Annotated in this window: 21 protein-coding genes and 1 pseudogene; 1 reads left to right on the forward strand and 21 read right to left on the reverse strand. The window is 44.8% G+C overall.

The genetic code is table 11. The annotated features are described in order from the left end of the window. Positions 1 to 8: 8 nt before the first annotated feature. Positions 9 to 1184, forward strand: coding sequence for an FAD-dependent oxidoreductase (locus BM331_RS05540; RefSeq protein WP_074927789.1), 1176 nt, complete (start codon positions 9 to 11; stop codon positions 1182 to 1184). Between the two features lie 29 nt (positions 1185 to 1213). Here the strand turns inward: BM331_RS05540 and BM331_RS05545 are convergent, their stop codons facing one another. The 21 genes and pseudogenes from BM331_RS05545 to BM331_RS11605 all read right to left on the reverse strand — a co-directional run. Further along, a complete protein-coding gene (locus BM331_RS05545; protein ID WP_074927791.1) occupies positions 1214 to 1546 on the reverse strand; it encodes a hypothetical protein in 333 nt (110 codons plus the stop codon). A gap of 126 nt (positions 1547 to 1672) precedes the next feature. Further along, positions 1673 to 2074: a hypothetical protein gene (locus BM331_RS05550; RefSeq protein ID WP_074927793.1), complete on the reverse strand. Its 402-nt coding sequence runs from the start codon at positions 2072 to 2074 to the stop codon at positions 1673 to 1675. A 40-nt stretch (positions 2075 to 2114) separates the two neighbouring features. Then, the gene (gene lpdA / locus BM331_RS05555; RefSeq protein ID WP_074927794.1) at positions 2115 to 3575 is read right to left on the reverse strand and encodes a dihydrolipoyl dehydrogenase; all 1461 of its coding nucleotides are present in this window, start codon (positions 3573 to 3575) and stop codon (positions 2115 to 2117) included. Between the two features lie 73 nt (positions 3576 to 3648). Then, positions 3649 to 4695 (reverse strand): beta-N-acetylhexosaminidase, encoded by a 1047-nt coding sequence (gene nagZ, locus BM331_RS05560; protein ID WP_074927796.1) that lies wholly within the window; start codon positions 4693 to 4695, stop codon positions 3649 to 3651. 2 nt (positions 4696 to 4697) lie between these two features. Continuing rightward, positions 4698 to 5075 (reverse strand): holo-ACP synthase, encoded by a 378-nt coding sequence (gene acpS, locus BM331_RS05565; RefSeq protein WP_074927798.1) that lies wholly within the window; start codon positions 5073 to 5075, stop codon positions 4698 to 4700. Further along, the gene (gene pdxJ / locus BM331_RS05570) at positions 5072 to 5797 is read right to left on the reverse strand and encodes a pyridoxine 5'-phosphate synthase (protein WP_074927800.1); all 726 of its coding nucleotides are present in this window, start codon (positions 5795 to 5797) and stop codon (positions 5072 to 5074) included. The genes acpS and pdxJ overlap by 4 nt, the downstream gene beginning before the upstream one ends. A gap of 115 nt (positions 5798 to 5912) precedes the next feature. Next, on the reverse strand, positions 5913 to 6803 hold the full coding sequence (gene era, locus BM331_RS05575) for a GTPase Era (protein ID WP_074927801.1): 891 nt from the start codon (positions 6801 to 6803) through the stop codon (positions 5913 to 5915). A gap of 77 nt (positions 6804 to 6880) precedes the next feature. Then, on the reverse strand, positions 6881 to 7618 hold the full coding sequence (gene rnc / locus BM331_RS05580) for a ribonuclease III (protein ID WP_083414692.1): 738 nt from the start codon (positions 7616 to 7618) through the stop codon (positions 6881 to 6883). Next, positions 7615 to 7998, reverse strand: coding sequence for a DUF4845 domain-containing protein (locus BM331_RS05585; protein WP_074927803.1), 384 nt, complete (start codon positions 7996 to 7998; stop codon positions 7615 to 7617). Before BM331_RS05585 ends, rnc begins: the two co-directional genes overlap by 4 nt. Positions 7999 to 8033: 35 nt before the next feature. Beyond that, complete coding sequence (gene lepB, locus BM331_RS05590; protein WP_074927805.1) at positions 8034 to 8837, reverse strand: signal peptidase I; 804 nt, start codon at positions 8835 to 8837, stop codon at positions 8034 to 8036. 71 nt (positions 8838 to 8908) lie between these two features. After that, positions 8909 to 10705, reverse strand: a complete 1797-nt coding sequence (gene lepA, locus BM331_RS05595; protein WP_177217839.1) for a translation elongation factor 4 — start codon at positions 10703 to 10705, stop codon at positions 8909 to 8911. 301 nt (positions 10706 to 11006) lie between these two features. Continuing rightward, positions 11007 to 11252, reverse strand: coding sequence for a glutaredoxin family protein (locus BM331_RS05600; protein ID WP_256214827.1), 246 nt, complete (start codon positions 11250 to 11252; stop codon positions 11007 to 11009). A 4-nt stretch (positions 11253 to 11256) separates the two neighbouring features. Further along, positions 11257 to 12615, reverse strand: a complete 1359-nt coding sequence (locus BM331_RS05605; RefSeq protein ID WP_074927855.1) for a DegQ family serine endoprotease — start codon at positions 12613 to 12615, stop codon at positions 11257 to 11259. A 287-nt stretch (positions 12616 to 12902) separates the two neighbouring features. After that, entirely contained in the window at positions 12903 to 13478 is a 576-nt protein-coding gene (locus BM331_RS05610; RefSeq protein WP_074927809.1) for a sigma-E factor negative regulatory protein, read from the reverse strand. A 13-nt stretch (positions 13479 to 13491) separates the two neighbouring features. Then, positions 13492 to 14094, reverse strand: a complete 603-nt coding sequence (gene rpoE / locus BM331_RS05615) for an RNA polymerase sigma factor RpoE (RefSeq protein WP_074927811.1) — start codon at positions 14092 to 14094, stop codon at positions 13492 to 13494. A gap of 207 nt (positions 14095 to 14301) precedes the next feature. After that, positions 14302 to 15153 carry an HlyC/CorC family transporter gene (locus BM331_RS05620; RefSeq protein ID WP_074927813.1) on the reverse strand — a complete coding sequence of 284 codons (852 nt, stop codon included), beginning with the start codon at positions 15151 to 15153 and terminating at the stop codon, positions 14302 to 14304. Positions 15154 to 15203: 50 nt separating this feature from the next. Further along, the gene (ybeY, locus tag BM331_RS05625) at positions 15204 to 15683 is read right to left on the reverse strand and encodes an rRNA maturation RNase YbeY (RefSeq protein WP_074927814.1); all 480 of its coding nucleotides are present in this window, start codon (positions 15681 to 15683) and stop codon (positions 15204 to 15206) included. Next, entirely contained in the window at positions 15658 to 16671 is a 1014-nt protein-coding gene (locus tag BM331_RS05630) for a PhoH family protein (protein WP_074927816.1), read from the reverse strand. The genes ybeY and BM331_RS05630 overlap by 26 nt, the downstream gene beginning before the upstream one ends. A 61-nt stretch (positions 16672 to 16732) precedes the next feature. After that, the gene (gene miaB / locus BM331_RS05635; RefSeq protein ID WP_074927817.1) at positions 16733 to 18064 is read right to left on the reverse strand and encodes a tRNA (N6-isopentenyl adenosine(37)-C2)-methylthiotransferase MiaB; all 1332 of its coding nucleotides are present in this window, start codon (positions 18062 to 18064) and stop codon (positions 16733 to 16735) included. Between the two features lie 259 nt (positions 18065 to 18323). Next, positions 18324 to 19028 (reverse strand): NapC/NirT family cytochrome c, encoded by a 705-nt coding sequence (locus BM331_RS05640; protein WP_074927819.1) that lies wholly within the window; start codon positions 19026 to 19028, stop codon positions 18324 to 18326. 2 nt (positions 19029 to 19030) lie between these two features. Then, positions 19031 to 19122, reverse strand: a pseudogene (locus BM331_RS11605) (cytochrome C554); the annotation flags it as partial.

Raw genomic sequence — 19122 nt, forward strand, 5'->3', positions numbered from 1 at the left:
CCGGGGCCATGTCTGCAACCAATCATTACGACCTCATAATTGTTGGAGGAGGAATTCAAGGCGTTGCTGTTGCACAAGCGGCGGCTGCACGTGGCTACAGCGTACTGGTGCTGGAAAAAACTGCTTTGGCAGCGGGTACTTCGAGCCGTTCAAGTAAATTGATTCATGGTGGCCTACGTTATCTGGAAAGTGGCCAATTCGGCCTGGTGCGGGAAAGTCTGAAGGAACGCGCAGAACTGCTGCGTCTTGCTCCTTCACTGATCAGATTGCAACCCTTTTATCTTCCTATTTACCAACAGGCATCGCGTGACTCACTAACCATTCGTGCAGGACTCAGTCTTTACGCTCTACTGGCGGGATTCGGCAAAGGTGCCGGCTTTTGCTCCATACCCCAGAGAAAATGGGGAGAATTAGACGGCCTCTCCACGCGCGGACTCAAACATGTCTTCCAGTATTGGGATGCTCAGACTGATGATCAGGCGCTTACCCGGGCAATCATGCATTCTGCCTTATCACTAGGCGCAGAATTACGCTGCCCGGCAGAATTCACTCGTGCCAGAATTTCCGGAGACACCTGTGAAATTGAATTTTTGGAAAATAATCAGGCTTATCAATGTACGGCGAGTGTACTCATCAATGCTGCCGGCCCCTGGATCAACCAAGTAGCAGAACGCATCTCACCTCCCCCACCAGCCTACCCGATAGAGCTGGTACAAGGTACTCATCTGGTGCTAAACGGACAACTGAATAGGGGCTGTTATTACCTTGAATCACCACAGGATCGGAGAGCTATTTTTGCCTTGCCATGGAAACAACATATTTTGTTGGGTACAACCGAGACGGTATTCAAAGGAGAACCTGAGAAGGTATCTCCTCTGATGACAGAAGAGGTCTATCTGCTTGGTTGTTTTCGTTATTATTTCCCGGATCACTACATCACAATCCGGGAGCGCTTTGCCGGCCTGCGTATACTACCGGAGTCCGGGAGCACCCCTTTTAATCGCTCACGTGAAACATATCTGCAATGTGATCATCCGAAATACCCTCGGGTTGTGGGAATCTACGGGGGAAAATTGACAGTCTGCCGTGCAACGGCCCGGAAGGTTTTACACACTCTGCGTCTTTCTCTACCTGTCCGAATACCCAGAGCAGATATCTCGCAATTATCGCTTGAGCTCCCCTGAACTCAATTGCAACATGGATTTCCCAAAATCTATTTTTTTGTAGCCTTCTCAGTTTTCTTTGTACGCCGAGTGATCTCTTCTTTGACTCCTTCCAGAAAATTACTGTTATTTTTATGTTGTTGTTTTACTTTGTACCACATTAAGCAGACAACACCTCCCAGCAGGATAGGTACTAAGCTTACTGGTTCAAAGCCATCAAACAGCAAAAACACGATTCCAGTTGAAACACCAAAGACACCGAGCAACCCTACCGCATACCCTTTACGCCCGCTCCAGATTGATTGAGTATGCCTGGCACACCATGCATCGACCTCATCCCGGGTGGATATCAGTTCCTCATCGGTCATTTTTTTAAAATTCATTAGTAACCTCCTGATAAATTAGAAACAATCTCATTAATTTTTTGGCTCAGAAAAAATAACCAGAGAATTGTCGCAAGATAACGAGTTTTTCGTTTTTAGCGCCAGTTTATCCGTATATTATTTCTTTTATTCTGCTGAAGTATCTTCACCCGGTTTCAACCCGTTCAGCTGTTCGATTAGCGCTCGTCTTTCATTTTCTGTTTCCTGATAGCGCGTGTAGAGTTCGTTCAGCTCATCCGTATAACGGTGTATCCTTTCGGTACGTTCCTTACGCTGTTCGGCCAAATCCTCATACTTTGGCGCTTCGCCACTGGTAATCATGTCACTTCCGGCCGGGGCGACTTGATCGTCCTGCGTGATCTCGTGGCGTCGCAATTCCTGAAGCATTTGAAACTGCTGGAACAAAATCTGCTGCTCCTGTTGCTGTTGCGCAATGGCAGCTTCCATGTCAAGAATCTGTTTCCCATTGTCCGCTGCTGCAAATACAGACACCGGGATCAGCAGCAAACCAAGAAACAGCAGTTTCATACCGTTTATTCCCAGAAAATCCAGACCAGCATTTCGAAAATCAGATATGAATGGTTCGTTTAGCCACACCTAATGCAGCTTCATGCAGCGATTCGGAAAGTGATGGATGAGCGTGTACGATACGCGCCAGATCCTCGCTACTAGCAGAAAACTCCATAGCGACCACAGCTTCGGCAATCATTTCAGATACATAAGGACCTACCATATGCACGCCGAGGATACGATCACTTTCTGCATCCGCCAGAACTTTAACAAACCCTGCTGTTTCCCCTAGTGCGCGAGCACGTCCGTTAGCCATGAACGGAAACTGCCCTGTCTTGTAGGCAACACCTTCTGCCTTCAGCGCCTGTTCGGTTTTTCCCACCCAGGCAATCTCCGGTGCAGTATAAATCACCCATGGCATCATTCCGAGATCAATATGCGCAGTTGAATCGGATGCTCCTTGCTGGTTTGACGCTATCCGCTCCGCAACAGCAACCCCTTCTTCAGAAGCCTTATGCGCCAGCATTGGCCCTCTTACAACATCTCCAATTGCATATACATCTTGCAAACTGGTTCGGCAAAATTTATCCACGCCAATATACCCGCGCTCATCCAGCTGTAATCCTGCTTCTTCAGCTCCCAAACCTACAGTATTGGGAACACGCCCCACAGCCACGATGAGTTTGTCAACCTTCAGGCTCTGTACGTTCTTGTCACGATCGGCATATTCTATTTTCACATTATCCTTGCCCGCATGAGTTGATTTAATCTCAACCCCGGTATGAATGACAAGTCCGGTTTCGCGCGTCAACGCCTTGTATGCTTCCTTTGCGACTTGTTCATCTGCTGCTGGCAGGAAATCAGTTTGAGCTTCCAGTATTGTTACTTCTGCTCCCAGCCTGCGCCAGACACTTCCGAGTTCCAAGCCAATCACCCCTGCACCGATAATGGCAAGTTTCCCAGGAGTTTGTTGCAACGCCAGAGCGCCTGCATTATCAAGTACATTAACCTCGTCAACTGGCGCTACTGTCAGAGAGCGAGGAACAGAACCTGTCGCGATGATGACATGCCTGGCGCGTACCGACTGCTCCTTCTCGTCTGTCTTTACTCGTATTTCCCAGCCATCATCGTCGTTACCGCGCTTTTGCAGTACGCCACAACCATGCAAGGCAGTCACTTTATTTTTCTTGAACAGCATGCCAATCCCGCCAGTAAAGGCTTTGACGATCTTATCTTTGCGAGCAATCATGGCTGGAACATCTATCGATAATCCATCCAGCTTAATGCCGTGTTCCGCAAATTTATGTCCCGCACGCGCGAAATTCTCGGAAGACTCAAGCAGTGCTTTGGAAGGAATACAGCCCACGTTAAGGCAGGTACCCCCCAAGCTTGATCTGCCCTGCTCATTCTTCCAGTCATCAATACATATTGTGTTGAGCCCGAGCTGCGCACAGCGGATAGCTGCTACATAGCCGCCAGGCCCCGCGCCGATAACTGCTACATCGAATATATTATCCATATCAATTAAGTGACAAAAATTGCTCGTTGAGAAATCCGGTCTGAATTACCCCGGAACGATAAAAATTCAATTCTCACACGGATACGTTGATATTGGCCAGACTGATTCTGCTGATCTCTTCTGTCGCCCGAATGAATCGCTCCATTTCATGCAACTGCGCCATGGAATGAACTGTTTGCTGCCCACGCATATGTTCCAACCTGGCCGTATCAACAGCCCAAAATTCCCATTGTAGAGATGCCAACAATTCGTCTGCCGAATCAGGATCGTTACATATCAATATCATGTTGCATCCTGCTTGCAAGGCTTGCTCCGCCCGGCGAGTGATACTGCCATAATTTCTGGCAGCCTGCATACACAGGTCATCACTGAAAACGCAACCCCCAAATCCCAGCTCGTTCCGCAAAATATCCCTCAGCCACTTGCTGGAAAAACCTGCCGGGTTCGGATCAATGGCCGGATAAATAACATGCGCGACCATGATGCCGGAAAGCCCTGCATCAATCATCCGGCGGAAAGGGATCAGATCTTTCTTTTCAATATCCGTGTAATAGCGAGAATCAATAGCAGTTTCAATATGGGTATCCGCCCGGATTGCACCATGGCCAGGGAAATGTTTACCTACCGCCACCATTCCCGCCGACTGCAAACCACTCATCAAGGCATGAGCCAGTTCAGCAACAACTTGTGGCTCACGACAAAAAGCACGATCACCAATCACACTACTTTGTTCGTAATCAAGATCAAGTACAGGTGTAAAACTTACATCAACCCCACAAGCCTTGAGCTCTGCAGCCAGTACATAACCAATCTGTCGAGCCAGATGAAGCGCCAGATCCGGATTTCTGTCCTGGATTTCTCCCAGCGTGCGCATTGGCGGCAAACGCGTAAAGCCGTTATGGAAACGCTGTACCCTGCCACCTTCCTGATCCACAGCAATCAATAGAGGAGGAGAACGCAATGCATGAATGGATGCGGTTAATTCAGATAGCTGTGCTGGTGATTCATAATTTCGTGCAAACAGAATAACGCCACCAACAAGCGGGTGACTCAACCGAACACGATCCGTTTCAGTTAACGTTGTGCCCACTATGTCGAGCATCAACGGGCCAAGAAACATATTTATTTTTCTAATACCACAAAGGCGCTTGCCAGTGTTAGCTCATCACTAATGGAAAGATGATGACTGACAATACCGCGCTGTCCTATCCAATCAGTCAGTTCCTGATGAAATTGAAAATAAGGTTTCCCCTGCGTATCATGCTGAACGGCAATATTCCCGAACATGACAGGGGCGCGCAAACCTGTGCCCACTGCCTTGGAAAAAGCCTCCTTGGCAGCAAAACGCTTTGCCAGAAACACTTCCGGCCTGGTATGTTTCACATATTCTGACCACTCAGAATATGCCAACACGCGTCTGGCAAATCTTTCTCCGTAACGCTCCAGCGACCCCGCAATACGGGCAAGATCAACCAGATCGGTACCAATCCCATATATCATGCACGCGCCTTTTGTATCAGCGTTTTCATTTCCCGTACAGCTTGGGCAAAACCAACAAACAGTGCCCGGGCGACAATAGCATGGCCGATATTCAATTCGGTTATCTCCGGGATGGATGCAATTGGCGTGGTGTTCTGATAATGCAGGCTGTGCCCAGCATTCACCTGTAATCCCTGACTAAATGCATAGGCCGCCATACTGCAGATTGTTTCCAGTTCAGCCTGTTGTGCCTCAGGCGTTGCAGCATCTGCATAATGGCCGGTATGCAGCTCAATCACTGGCGCCCCTCCCCTGACTGCTGCATCAATCTGATCAGCTCGTGCATCAACAAACAGAGAAACACGAATTCCAGCTTCTGTGAGGCGCTTGCACGCGGCACTTACCTGCTCGAAGTGCCGAATCACATCCAACCCACCTTCAGTAGTCAGCTCTTCACGACGCTCCGGCACCAGACAGATATCATGCGGTTTAATTTTGCAAGCAAAAGAGATCATTTCTTCTGTTACAGCACTTTCCAGGTTCATCCGGGTTTTAAGCTGTTCTCGCAGAATTATCACATCCTCTTCCTGGATATGACGCCGATCTTCACGCAAATGTAACGTAATTGCATCCGCTCCAGATTCCTCGGCAACCAGAGCTGCCTCGACCGGACTGGGATAAACCGTACCTCGTGCCTGCCGCACCGTTGCAATATGATCGATATTGACACCCAGAGCTATCATGATTATTCAGTTCTCCCAGTCGTTTTAAATTGCTTTTTTAATCTTTTACAAATCAGCTGATCTACAAACCCGGTTGGGGCATGTGCCAGATAATCTGCAACGACAATTTTTCTTCCTATTCATACCCCATACTCTTCAGCGCAACAGCATCATCTGCCCAGCCAGATTTTACCTTGACCCATACCTCCAGATAGACTTTGCCATCAAACAGCACCTCCATGTCCTTACGTGCCTGCGTAGCCATATCCTTCAGTTTTTTCCCCTGCTTGCCTATAATGATAGCTTTCTGGTTCTCTCTCTCCACCAGAATACAGGCATGGATACGTCGCAAATTGCCTTCCACAGCGAACTGTTCGATGATCACACTAACCGAGTAAGGTACCTCTTCACCGATTTGCCGAAAAACTTTTTCGCGCAGTAATTCCGCTGCCAAAAACCGTTCACTGCGATCTGTAATTTCATCTTCAGCAAACACAGGTGGATTTTCAGGCAAATAGTGACGAACAGCTTCAGTCAGATCCGATAACTGTCTGTTTTGCAATGCACTTGCTGGAACAATATCTGCAAAATTGAACAAATCAGCCATTTTTTGTATGAATGGGAGCAATTGTAGTTTATCCGGTAGTAAATCAATTTTGTTTATCACCAGAATCACAGGAAGATTCCCAGGCAATTGCTCAAGAACCTGCTCATCTTCTCGGCCAAACCGCCCAGCCTCAAGTACGAACAAGATGACATCCACATCCTGCATACTTTGCAGAACAACCCGGTTCATTACCTGATTAAGCTGGCTGCGATGACGCATCTGAAAACCGGGCGTATCTACAAAAATAAATTGTGATTGTACATCTGTCAATATTCCATGAATCCGATGACGGGTGGTTTGCGCTTTTCTGGAAGTAATGCTGATCTTTTGTTTAATCAAATGATTCAACAGGGTTGATTTACCAACATTGGGGCGCCCCACAATAGATATATAGCCCGCTTTGTAACCAGATGCGCTCATAATAAAGTTCTGCCTGGATGAAGAGAACTCAGGTTGTTCAAAGAAATGTATAAGGTTACGATGGATATGAGGTTGCTCTAATGTCTCACTACAGCAAGTTTATAAGCTCGACGTGCAGCTTCCTGTTCAGCTCGACGACGACTGGTTCCTTCACCACTTGTGCGAATAGCAAATTCGGGAATGGCGCATTCCACATGAAAGATCTGCGCATGTGCATCGCCACGTGTCAAAAGCATGCTGTACTCAGGCAAATCCACTTTCCGACTCTGCAGATATTCTTGTAACAGAGTCTTGGGATCTTTACCAAAAACATCAGGATCCAGCTGCTTTAACAGAGGATCATAGAGCGCAACAATCACCTGATCAACTTTTTCAAATCCACTTTCGAGATAGATTGCTCCGATAATGGCTTCCATTGCATTCGCCAAAATAGAGGGGCGTTGATGCCCACCACTCTTGCGCTCGCCATCACCAAGTAAAATTAATTCGCCAATACCCAGAGCAGATGCAAGTTGATGCAAAGCGTCTTGGTTGACGAAATTTGCACGTAATCTTGTCAAATCTCCTTCCGGCAATAGCAGGAAACGTTTGAACAGTAGCGTTGATACCGCACAGTTCAGCACACTATCCCCAAGAAACTCAAGACGTTCATTATTCGGAAAACCGAGGCTGCGATGAGTCAATGCCTCCTGAAGCAAATCAGGTTGTTTGAAGGTATAGCCCAGTTTTTGGGAAAAAACAGTGTAATCCTGTTTTTTCAATTTTTTTGTATGTTTACTCTTTATGCCTTGCGAAGTAAATTTGGATCTGGTCATCGATCACTGGCTGCATCGAAATCGATCAGTAGCGAAAGGTTTGCAAATAAAGGCTTTTTAACTATGTAACTAATGTTCAATATTAGCTGCTCGTCCTGCTTTCTGATAACAATATCACTCCCGTTTACGGATTTTATATCATCCACAGCAGCACGTTTATCAAAAGCCAAACGTATTTCACGAGCACCCGCATCCCGCAGCTCGGAGTCACTGGCAATTGTCACTAACGCTCGCTTGACAGCAGCAAACTCAATGAAAGAAGGGATCAATCTCATCCCCAGAATGGCCATCAGTATAATTGCTACAGACCATGTCAGTAGCCCGGGTAGACTTATCCCTTGCTGCCCTCTGTTTGTCGAGGAATATAATGATGAATACATAAATGTCTCCTGCGGCATACTAAAGATTCAAATCATTACTTGATTAGCGTACCTATCCTGCTCAGATCATTAAAATTCCACCAGATCAGGAAAGCTTTACCAACAATATGATCTTCTGGCACAAACCCCCAATAGCGGCTATCACTGCTGCCATCGCGATTATCACCTAAAGTAAAATAATTACCTTCCGGGATTTTGCATGAGAAACCTGTTCGGTCAAAAGTACAATTTTCCCGGTTGGGAAAATGATGGACAGCGGATAATTGTATATCAGGCATTTCCTTATTAATCAATACATTATACTCGTTACCATCCATGCTCTCCTTAAACCGCTGTGTATAAATATATGCCAAGCCGGATTCAATATACTTGTAGTCGCCGGCTGGCTCCAATCGAATGGGAACATCATTGATACTCAGCTGTTTATTTCGGTAGGTCACCGTATCCCCTGGTATACCAATCACCCGCTTGATGTAGTCGATAGATGGATCTTCTGGAAAGCGGAATACCATGACCTCGCCTCGTTTGGGCTCATTCATATTGATAATTTTCAGGTTTGCTACAGGCAATCTGATCCCGTAGGTGTACTTGTTAACCAATATAAAATCCCCCACCAGCAAGGTCGGTATCATGGAACCGGAAGGTATTTTAAAAGGCTCTACCAGAAACGATCTCAAACAAAATACAACTAGAATAATGGGGAAAAAACTTTTAGGGTACTCAATCCACCATGGCTCAACATTATCAGGAGTACGCTGGTGTCGCAGTATTAAATAATCAAGCAACCAAATTCCACCTGTAACCACCAATAAAACAAGCAACACCAAAGGAAAATTCATAGTACCTCGGTACTTATCTGATCTAAAGATATACTGATCAACATATTAAACACCTCATTCATCAGTATTGTTTACTTACCATCCACCTGAAGGATAGCAAGAAACGCTGCTTGTGGAATTTCAACATTACCGACCCGTTTCATGCGTTTTTTCCCTGCTTTCTGTTTTTCCAGCAGCTTGCGTTTACGCGTAATATCTCCACCGTAGCACTTCGCCAGTACATTTTTACGTAATGCCTTGACATTTTCACGCGCCACAATATGGGCACCTATAGCTGCCTGCACCGCAATATCAAACATTTGTCGCGGAATAAGCTCACGCATTTTCTGCGCTAGCTCCCGCCCACGTTGTTGACTGCTGGCGCGATGCACAATCAGGGATAAGGCATCCACCCGTTCATTATTGATCAGTATGTCGAGCTTAACCAGATCAGCCGCTCTGAATTCCTTGAATTCGTAATCAAGCGAAGCATAACCACGGCTTACAGATTTCAACTTATCAAAAAAATCCATTACCACCTCGTTTAGAGGCAGTTCATAAACAAGCATGACCTGCCTGCCCATATACTGCATATTTTCCTGAACTCCGCGTTTACCGGTACACAATGTCATCACCGTGCCAACATATTCCTCGGGAACCAAGATGGTTGCAGTAATAACAGGCTCCCTGATTTCTTCTATGCTGGACAGTTCTGGCAGTCTGGAAGGGTTCTCAATCTCCACAATCTTGCCATCACGCAGGATAACCTGATAAACCACTGTCGGCGCAGTGGTAATAAGATCCATATCATATTCCCGCTCCAGTCGTTCCTGAACAATATCCAGATGCAATAACCCGAGGAATCCGCAACGGAAACCGAAACCCAGCGCCTGAGAAGTTTCTGGCTCAAAGTGCAAAGAAGCATCATTCAACTGCAACTTCTCCAATGCTGCCCGCAATGCGTCATATTGATTGGATTCGACCGGATACAGTCCAGCAAAGACCTGTGGCTTGATTTCCTTGAATCCATCCAGAGGCTCACTGGCAGGACGATCAGCCAGCGTTACCGTATCTCCCACTTTGGCAGACTTTAAATCCTTAATCCCGGAAATTACGAAACCAACCTCTCCGGCACTCAGGGACTCACGGTTAACCGCCTTCGGCTGAAAAGTACCCACTTCTTCACATAAATAGCTTGCTTTATTGGACATCAGCAGGAGCTTGCTGCCTGGTTTCAACACGCCATCCATCACTCGAACCAGCATCACAACGCCCACATAACTGTCAAACCAGGAATCTATTATGAGCGCCCTGAGCGGCGCATCAATTTCCCCTTCTGGAGGTGGAATCCGTGCCACGATCATTTCCAGGACTTCACTTATCCCTTCACCAGTTTTAGCACTAATATGCAGAGCACTCCTGGCCTCAATTCCGATAATGTCTTCTATTTCAGTAATCACTCTATCAGGATCAGCAGCAGGCAGATCGATCTTGTTCAGTACTGGAATAACCTCGACGCCTTGTTCGATTGCGGTATAGCAGTTTGCAACAGTCTGCGCTTCAACACCTTGAGAAGCATCGACAACCAGCAGAGCACCTTCGCAAGCAGATAGTGAGCGGGACACTTCGTATGAAAAATCAACATGTCCTGGTGTATCGATCAAATTCAGCAAATAATTTACACCATCTTTGGCCTGGTAATGCAAGGCAGCGGTTTGTGCCTTTATCGTAATGCCGCGTTCGCGTTCCAGATCCATCGAATCGAGTACCTGAGCTTCCATTTCCCGATCAGAGAGACCTCCGCAAAACTGAATAATGCGATCAGCAAGCGTGGATTTGCCATGATCAATATGTGCAATAATAGAAAAATTACGAATGTGCTGTATCAAAAAAAATCACCGGTTGGCAGGAGAATTGGCGGAAGCCATAGACAAAAGAAGCGATTGTATACAAATCAGCAGGAGGAAGATAGATTTCCCGGAGCAGCCAGAACAGATGAAGCAATTCCGTATACTTGACAATCATGAAGACAACGAGGGAATTTGCTAAATAAACCAAATGAGTAGCAATCTACTCAGCTCCCGCATTATCTCTATGTTGAAACAATAACAAGAAGATATGAGAACGGATCTTTTATAGAGAAGATAACTTAATCTGCTTGAGCAAATTAAACCAGCAAAAAGTTAGAATTCAGACGAAATAAGCGTTAAACACCTCTGAATCAAGAAAATAGTGACACAGCTCTTTTTTCTCTTTTACAGCAAACAGAACCGGAACACGCTCACTATATAACCGGGTCAAATTCTCATCTTTATCAATATTGATCACTGCAAACTCAAACTGAAATTCCTTTTGCAGATCACCGAGGGAAGCAATCATATCCTCACAAAGATGGCAGCCTTCTCTCCCATATACAATTAATTTTTTGAGCTCCATCCGATTATTCATCTATTTTTATGGTGATGAAAGTTGCAACATCTCCTCTTCTTATTAAGAGCGCAATATTCCGGCCTTTTGGAGCATCATTCAGCAGCTTATTGAACTGTTTGATGGATTTTATATCCTGATTATTGAATCCCAAGATAATATCTCCGGGGCGGATACCTGAGCTACTAGCTATTCCGTCATAAACATCATCAACCAGCAAACCACTCTCTATACCAAGCTGATTTTTCTGGTTAGCAGAAAGCTCCTTTAGAATAAGACCAAGCCGACTGCTCGCATCTCCCGATTTGCTTTGTTTCTGATTAACAATATTGCTATCTGCAGGCATTTCTCCTACTGAAACAGTCATTTTTTTGACCGAACCACTACGCCATATTTCAACAGGCACCTTGGAACCAGGTTTCGTGTTTCCAACAATGCGTGGCAAATCACTTGAAGCCTCAATATCTTCGCCGTCAAATTTCAGAATAACGTCTCTTATCTTTATGCCTGCTTTGTCAGCCGGCCCGCCTTTTTCCACTGAAACCACCAGCGCACCGCGTGACTTGTCTAGACTGAAAGACTCGGCCAACTCATCCGTCATTTCTTGTATCATGACGCCAATCTTTCCGCGTGAGATCTTGCCGTAGGCCTTGAGTTGATCGGCAATATCCATCGCGACATCAATCGGAATGGCAAAGGAAAGACCCATAAATCCACCCGTTCTGCTATAAATCTGGGAGTTGATACCCACGACCTCACCCTTCATATTAAACAGTGGTCCACCTGAATTACCCGGATTAATTGCCACATCAGTTTGTATAAAAGGAACATAGCTTTCCTGGGCAAGTGAACGTCCTTTTGCACTCACGATCCCCGCTGTAACCGTATTCTCGAAACCAAAGGGAGCTCCAATGGCAACCACCCATTCTCCAACCTTAAGTTGCTCAGGATTACCTTGGGTCACTACCGGCAGATCATTTGCATCTATTTTAAGCAATGCAATATCCGTTTTTTGATCAGCTCCAATTACTTTTGCACTGAATTCACGCTTATCTGTCAACCGGACAGTAATTTCATTGGCCGCCTCAACCACATGTGCATTGGTCAGGATATATCCATCTTTACTGATAATAAAACCTGAACCAAGTGAACGAGATTCATACTTTCTCGGGCCTGAGAAAGGTTGGATATGCCTGCGAAAAAATTCATAGAAAGGAGAATCTTCCGGAATATTAGGAATTTCTGGTAGAAGTTGACCAACCCCAATCTGCTGAGTCTGAACTGTACTGATATTGACAACCGCCTGTCCGTGCCTTTCTACCAGATCAGTAAAATCTGGTAAATCTTTTGCCTGCAACGAAACGGGTAGCATAAACACGGACCAACACAGGAAAATTATGAATGCTATCTTTTGCCATGTATTTTTAATCGTAGCCACGATCAATATTAATCCTGTGTTTGGGTAGGGGTTGCTTTGAGAGATCATGATGATAAATATACAATCATAATAAGAATTATCGGCGCTTACAGAAGTAAGCCCACGTTGCTGTAGTCAAAATATCGCCACATCAATTGCTCACAAGTTCTTTCTATTTATAAAAAGACAGAACATCAGCTTCTACATTATTAGAACAATACTTTATAAACTTATGATTCACGTTACTCAGCAGGCGTGAAAGGCTCTGCCCGGATTGGTCCAACAGTTGGAGATACCCCGGCAGATGGATAACGGGCAGCACCCTCATATGTTACCCCTCTGTAGATCAGGGGATAATTATTGTTTGTAGAAATAGAAGGAAATGAATACGAGGGAGCCGGCTGAAAAGTAGCTAACGAGCGCTGCTCGCTGACAGGTATAGCCCTGTCATTCATTTTTTCAGTCACATAAACTTCTTTAAGTGTTGTTTCATGCTGCTCTATAGACTGAAATATCAACCATCCGGCTGACAACACTGTAATCGAAGCAGCAACCGAGAATCCCAGCAGTTTTTGTTTACGATTCTGGCGATTTTTATGCGCGTAAGGCACCAGCAACAGTGGCTCATCAATCAGTTTATTTCTGATCTTTTCTGAAAGATCTATGCTAACAATGGATTGGTGTAGTGAATCCCTAATCACATGATAAACCTCCCAGTCAGAAAACAGATTGTCATCACTTTTCACAGCATTAATGATCGTAACTGCATCCGTATCCTCAAGCTCACCATCCATTAATTCAGATATTTTCTTTCTCACATTTCACCTCTTATTACCATCTTTTACTCTTGTCAGTGCCTAACAAAGGACGCAGTTTGTCAGCCACCGCCTCACGTGCCCTGAATATCCGGGATCGTACTGTACCAATTGGACAATTCATAATATCGGCAATCTCTTCATAGCTTAATCCTTCAATCTCCCTGAGAGTAATCGCCGTTCGTAATTCTTCGGGCAAAGCTTCTAGTGCCTGATTTACGGTTTGGGCAACCTGTTTTCCCATAAGTTCACTTTCAGGCGTATTCACTTCCCGAAGCTGATCAGCTCCTTCGAAATTCTCCGCGTCTTCAGCATCAAATCCAGTAATGGTTACGGGCTGCTTACGGCCTTGTGATACCAGAAAATTCTTGGCTGTATTAACTCCAATTCGATACAACCAAGTATAAAAGGCACTATCACCGCGAAACGAAGCTAATGCCCGATAGGCCTTAATAAAGGTTTCCTGAGTAATATCTTCTACTTCAGCTGGATCCCGAACAAATCGGGACAGCAAGCGCGCGAGTCGTCGCTGATATTTAATAACCAGCAGATCAAAGGCACGTTTATCGCCTTGCTGTACCCGTTCTACCAACTGTTGATCGATTTCACGATCACTCATTTTTCTTGGCTACCGGGATAAGAAAAATGTAAATTAACTCTATTTATCAATTCGTAACCTTCTGTTCCGGTTTTATTTTTGACTTTCAATAAATTATAAAATTAGTGTGAAGTTTTTATATAGCTGAGGGTATTTCTTCTTCGGCCTGATCCAAAATAATCATTTAGCATAAATTCGGTCATATTTACTGCAAAGGCTGGATTAATCTTATGAATCTGCAGTATTAGTCAACTCAGGTTTAATACGTTCCACTTTTAACAAATGCAAACGACGACTATCCGCTCTCATAACGGTGAAACTGAAATCTCCTATGACAATTAATTCCCCGTTCTCAGGAAGCCTGCCAAATTTGCCAATAACAAGACCGCCAATCGTATCAAAGTCTTTATCACTGAATGATGCACCCAAAGTTTCATTAAAACTTGATATTTCTGCAATTGCCTTGACACGGTAATGACCGTCCGTATCCGCAACAATGTATGCGTCATCCTCGTCAAAGTCATATTCGTCCTCAATATCTCCAACAATCTGCTCCAACACATCTTCAATCGTAACAAGCCCAGCCACACCGCCATATTCATCGACGACAATAGCAATATGGTTACGATTGCTGCGAAAATCCTTGAGAAGAATATTAAGTCTTTTAGATTCTGGTATATATACCACCGAGCGCAGTATATCCCGTATGTTGAATGCTTCTCTGCTTGAGTAATAGCGTAATAAATCCTTTGCCAGTAAAACACCAATAACCTGGTCTTTGCTCCCATCCGTAACAGGAAATCGTGAATGGGCAGTCTCAATCACAAATGGAATAACCTCATCAGGTTTTTCGTTGATATCAATCGTATCCATTTGCGAACGAGGAACCATAACATCACGAACTTGCATTTCCGAGACTTGCATCACTCCTTCAATCATAGCCAGCGCATCCGCATCGAGCAGATTACGCTCATAAGCTGAATGCAGTAAAGCAATCAACTGTTCACGATCTTCCGGTTTGCGTGAAAGTAATGTACTGATATGCTCAAGCCAACCAGCTTTGGAGGAGGTTTCGTTCATGAAATGTATATATCGGGAATAAAAAAATTGTCTGGTCCGCTTATATCATTTCACTGCTGAATGACATAAGGGTCAGGATAATTGAGCCTGGTGATAATCTTTGTTTCGAGAGATTCCATAACAACGGCATCTTTGTCGCTGATATGATCATATCCCTGCAAATGTAAAACGCCATGGACAGTAAGATGCGCATAGTGTGCTACCAGATCTTTACTTTGCTGTTCTGCCTCTCTGAAAATTACAGGGGCGCACAGCACGATATCACCAAGAAGTGGAACATCATCACTATACACAAACGTCAATACGTTAGTTGCAGAGTCCTTACCACGAAACTTGCGATTAAGCACTTCACCTTCCTGCATACCAACGATACGAATAACAATTTCGGCCGGCTTATTTAACGCAGCCGTGGCCCATTTACGAAACAGTTGCCTGCCCGGGATATTAGTTTTATCTACCGCAAACTGCACCGTCAATTTAAGCGTCTTCCCACAACTAGAAAATTCATTGAGGTTCTTTATCAGAGACATATTTTTCGTAGGCATCCACTATACGTTGAACCAGTGGATGCCGAACTACATCGTCAGTTTTAAAATGTGTAAACGCTATTCCACTTACTCTTTTTAGTACTTGTTCAGCTTCAACCAAACCACTCTTCTGATGCTTGGGCAAATCTATTTGTGTTATATCTCCTGTAATTACCGCTTTAGAGCCAAAACCGATACGCGTCAAAAACATTTTCATCTGTTCAGGAGTTGTATTTTGCGCCTCGTCCAAAATAATGAATGATTGATTGAGAGTGCGGCCACGCATGAAAGCTAGTGGTGCAATTTCAATAGTACTTTTTTCGAAATATCTGTTAACTTTTTCAAACCCCATTAAGTCATACAAAGCATCATAAAGTGGCCGTAAATAGGGATCCACCTTCTGTACCATATCTCCTGGCAAAAACCCTAATCTTTCTCCCGCCTCTACGGCTGGGCGCACTAGAATAATTCGGCCAACCAGCTCCCGCTCCAATGCATCCACCGCACAGGCAACAGCAAGATAGGTCTTCCCCGTGCCCGCTGGCCCAATACCAAAAGTAACATCATGCTCTCTAATTTGATAAAGATAATCCGTCTGTCGAACAGTACGGCCTTGAATATTGCCGCGACGAGTTAGAAGTTGCAAAGGTGTCGAGTTGAGCTTTTCTGCAACTCTGTCTGGATTCATAGTAATAGATGGGGAAGCAGTATTTCTGATTTCTACTAATCCTAGCTGTATCTGCTCAATATCGAGATAATTATCCGATTCTTCATAGAATTTTTTCAATGCCGAGACTGCAAGATTGGTTTGACTTATAGGACCATGAAGTCTGAAGTGGGCGCCTCTGCGTGAAATGATCACATCAAAGGCGGATTCAATCTGTTTGAGATTTTCATCTAATACCCCGCAAAGGTTGATCAAGCGTTCATTATTTGTGGATGAAAACGTCAATTCAACAGATTCAGGTTTCGATTCTACCGAAAACGTCATCGCAGCGTTCAAACTCTAGCTGTAATCAAGCTGAGCAACAAATTGGCCATAACAAAACTGTTCATTGCATATCAGAAATTTCACCGCGTAACGTATGCGATGAGACTGCTGTTATCTTGATATCAACAAAGCCTCCCACCAAACCAGCGTGCCCAGCAAAATTGACTACCCGGTTATTGTCCGTTCTTCCACAAAATTCATTTGGATCTTTTTTTGATGGGCCCTCTACCAAAACACGCTGGATAGTATTAACCATACTCTGACTGATCGTTTGCGCATTGAGCTGTATTTTTTCCTGCAACTGATGCAGCCTGGCTAGTTTTACCCGATAGGGCATGTCATCCGGTAAATCTGAGGCAGGTGTTCCTGGACGCGGGCTATAAATAAAACTAAAAGATTCATCAAATTTCACATCATCAATCAGTTTCATCGTCTCTTCAAAATCAGCATCCGTTTCTCCCGGAAATCCGACAATAAAATCCGATGATATTGATATATTTGGACGAAGCGTACGTAATTTACGAATAATAGATTTATACTCAATTATTGTATAACCTCGTTTCATCGCAGCCAGAACCCTGTCTGATCCGGATTGTACGGGCAAGTGCACATGACCAACCAACTTCGGTAATCGCTGATACACTTCAATCAATCGGGCTGTAAATTCTCTCGGATGGGAAGTTGTATACCGGATACGCACCAAGCCTGGAATTTCATGAATATAATCCAGTAGCGTAGCAAAATCTATATCCTCTTCTCCGCTTGTCTTATCGTAATAAGCATTCACATTTTGTCCGAGCAGAGTAACTTCCTTGACCCCTTGAATCACAAGCCCGGCCACTTCGGTCAGAACATCATCCAACGGCCTAGAAACTTCCTCTCCCCGGGTATAAGGAACAACACAAAAGCTGCAGTACTTACTGCATCCTTCCATAATTGATACAAAAGCAGTTGCTCCTGTTGTGCGGGCAGGTGGTAAACGATCAAATTTTTCTATTTCTGGAAAGGTAATGTCAACCTGTGACTGGCCTGTACGCCTGCGAGCATCAATCAACTCGGGCAATCTGTGTAATGTTTGCGGACCAAATACCAGATCTACAAATGGAGCACGCCTGACTATCTCCGAACCTTCCTGGCTGGCCACACATCCGCCAACACCAATCAACAAATCAGGCTTGTTATTTTTAAGGTGCCGTACGCGCCCCAGATCATGAAAAACTTTTTCCTGCGCTTTTTCGCGAACTGAGCAAGTATTAAACAGAATTAAATCGGCTTCTTCAGGTATTTCAGTCAGCTCCATACTCTTTTCCGATAAAAGAATATCAGCCATTTTGGCTGAATCGTATTCATTCATCTGGCAGCCAAATGTTTTGATATAAAGCTTACTACTCATTGTATTCCTTACCACCAACCTAAATAAAGCACTCACCGCAAGCAACGGGACATTACTGTGCTCAGCCCACCGATCTTAACCAGCCAACAGCCCCAAAGAGCTGGCAATCGAACTCGCAAAGATTAACAAGTTAACAAACCTGCATATCTTTATTTAACAGAAAACCAAAGCAACACTGCAAGCTACATCTCGTATCCTGATTCAGCTTCAGGGAGAATGTAGCTTGCAGCTCTATACACCTCAATCTGACGTAAACTACTTACTCATCATCGCTATCGTCATCATGATTGCTAGAGGAAGCGGAGTCGCTGTCGTCAGTTGTTTCAGTTTCTTCAATTTCCACCTCGACTTCTTCTTCATCCTCATCGTCAGCATCATCGCCATCGTCACCCTCTTCCGGCTTCAATACCAGCTTGCCCGCAGCAAGACTTGCATTCAAATCCGTCATCGGCGCTTCTTCATGTACCAGATTTTGATGACAATCTATACAGGTCGCCCCTTCAGTTTCCATTTTCTTATGTTCCGCCTGAGCGCTTTCTCCCGGAGGAGCTGGTTTTACGTGACAGGTACGGCAGGTGATGCTATCCCATTTCTTGAGGTTCATCCGGGCATCATGTGCCATTTCCCCTCTTCTTTCATTGAACTTCTCCAGGGTGGAATAGTCATTGACCATCTCCAGCCAAAGTTCTCTGGCGCCATCAACTGCGTGAGTCATTACTGCCAGATGGAAATTTTCTATTCCTTGTGGAATATGACAGTCTTTACAAGTTGGATTAATTCCCAGCGCACCATAGTGGGTGGATTGCTTCAGTTCAGCTTGCGGATAACTCATGGAGTGACAGCTGGTACAAAATTCTTCGGTTGATAATGCAGCTTCTCCACCAAAAACCACAGCCACCAATACTATCCCCAGCAGGGCTCCTGTCAATAAAGTACCAATTGATCCTTTTTGCAGTCTAGTCATCTCTATTTTCCTTTTTTGGCAGTTTTAGCGCTGGCCTGGAATTCGTCATGGAGCTTGAATTTAGGCTCTCCGTCAAATACGCCATCCAGTTTGT

Source organism: Nitrosomonas eutropha, from assembly GCF_900116685.1.
Lineage (GTDB): Bacteria > Pseudomonadota > Gammaproteobacteria > Burkholderiales > Nitrosomonadaceae > Nitrosomonas > Nitrosomonas eutropha_A.

Coding starts and splice junctions, on each gene's coding strand:
- BM331_RS05540 (WP_074927789.1), top strand. CDS start 9: ATGTCTGCAACCAATCATTACGACCTCATAATTGTTGGAGGAGGAATT.
- BM331_RS05545 (WP_074927791.1), bottom strand. CDS start 1,546: ATGAATTTTAAAAAAATGACCGATGAGGAACTGATATCCACCCGGGAT.
- BM331_RS05550 (WP_074927793.1), bottom strand. CDS start 2,074: ATGAAACTGCTGTTTCTTGGTTTGCTGCTGATCCCGGTGTCTGTATTT.
- lpdA (WP_074927794.1), bottom strand. CDS start 3,575: ATGGATAATATATTCGATGTAGCAGTTATCGGCGCGGGGCCTGGCGGC.
- nagZ (WP_074927796.1), bottom strand. CDS start 4,695: ATGTTTCTTGGCCCGTTGATGCTCGACATAGTGGGCACAACGTTAACT.
- acpS (WP_074927798.1), bottom strand. CDS start 5,075: ATGATATATGGGATTGGTACCGATCTGGTTGATCTTGCCCGTATTGCG.
- pdxJ (WP_074927800.1), bottom strand. CDS start 5,797: ATGATAGCTCTGGGTGTCAATATCGATCATATTGCAACGGTGCGGCAG.
- era (WP_074927801.1), bottom strand. CDS start 6,803: ATGAGCGCATCTGGTTACAAAGCGGGCTATATATCTATTGTGGGGCGC.
- rnc (WP_083414692.1), bottom strand. CDS start 7,618: ATGACCAGATCCAAATTTACTTCGCAAGGCATAAAGAGTAAACATACA.
- BM331_RS05585 (WP_074927803.1), bottom strand. CDS start 7,998: ATGTATTCATCATTATATTCCTCGACAAACAGAGGGCAGCAAGGGATA.
- lepB (WP_074927805.1), bottom strand. CDS start 8,837: ATGAATTTTCCTTTGGTGTTGCTTGTTTTATTGGTGGTTACAGGTGGA.
- BM331_RS05600 (WP_256214827.1), bottom strand. CDS start 11,252: ATGGAGCTCAAAAAATTAATTGTATATGGGAGAGAAGGCTGCCATCTT.
- BM331_RS05605 (WP_074927855.1), bottom strand. CDS start 12,615: ATGCTACCCGTTTCGTTGCAGGCAAAAGATTTACCAGATTTTACTGAT.
- rpoE (WP_074927811.1), bottom strand. CDS start 14,094: ATGAGTGATCGTGAAATCGATCAACAGTTGGTAGAACGGGTACAGCAA.
- BM331_RS05620 (WP_074927813.1), bottom strand. CDS start 15,153: ATGAACGAAACCTCCTCCAAAGCTGGTTGGCTTGAGCATATCAGTACA.
- ybeY (WP_074927814.1), bottom strand. CDS start 15,683: ATGTCTCTGATAAAGAACCTCAATGAATTTTCTAGTTGTGGGAAGACG.
- BM331_RS05630 (WP_074927816.1), bottom strand. CDS start 16,671: ATGACGTTTTCGGTAGAATCGAAACCTGAATCTGTTGAATTGACGTTT.
- miaB (WP_074927817.1), bottom strand. CDS start 18,064: ATGAGTAGTAAGCTTTATATCAAAACATTTGGCTGCCAGATGAATGAA.
- BM331_RS05640 (WP_074927819.1), bottom strand. CDS start 19,028: ATGACTAGACTGCAAAAAGGATCAATTGGTACTTTATTGACAGGAGCC.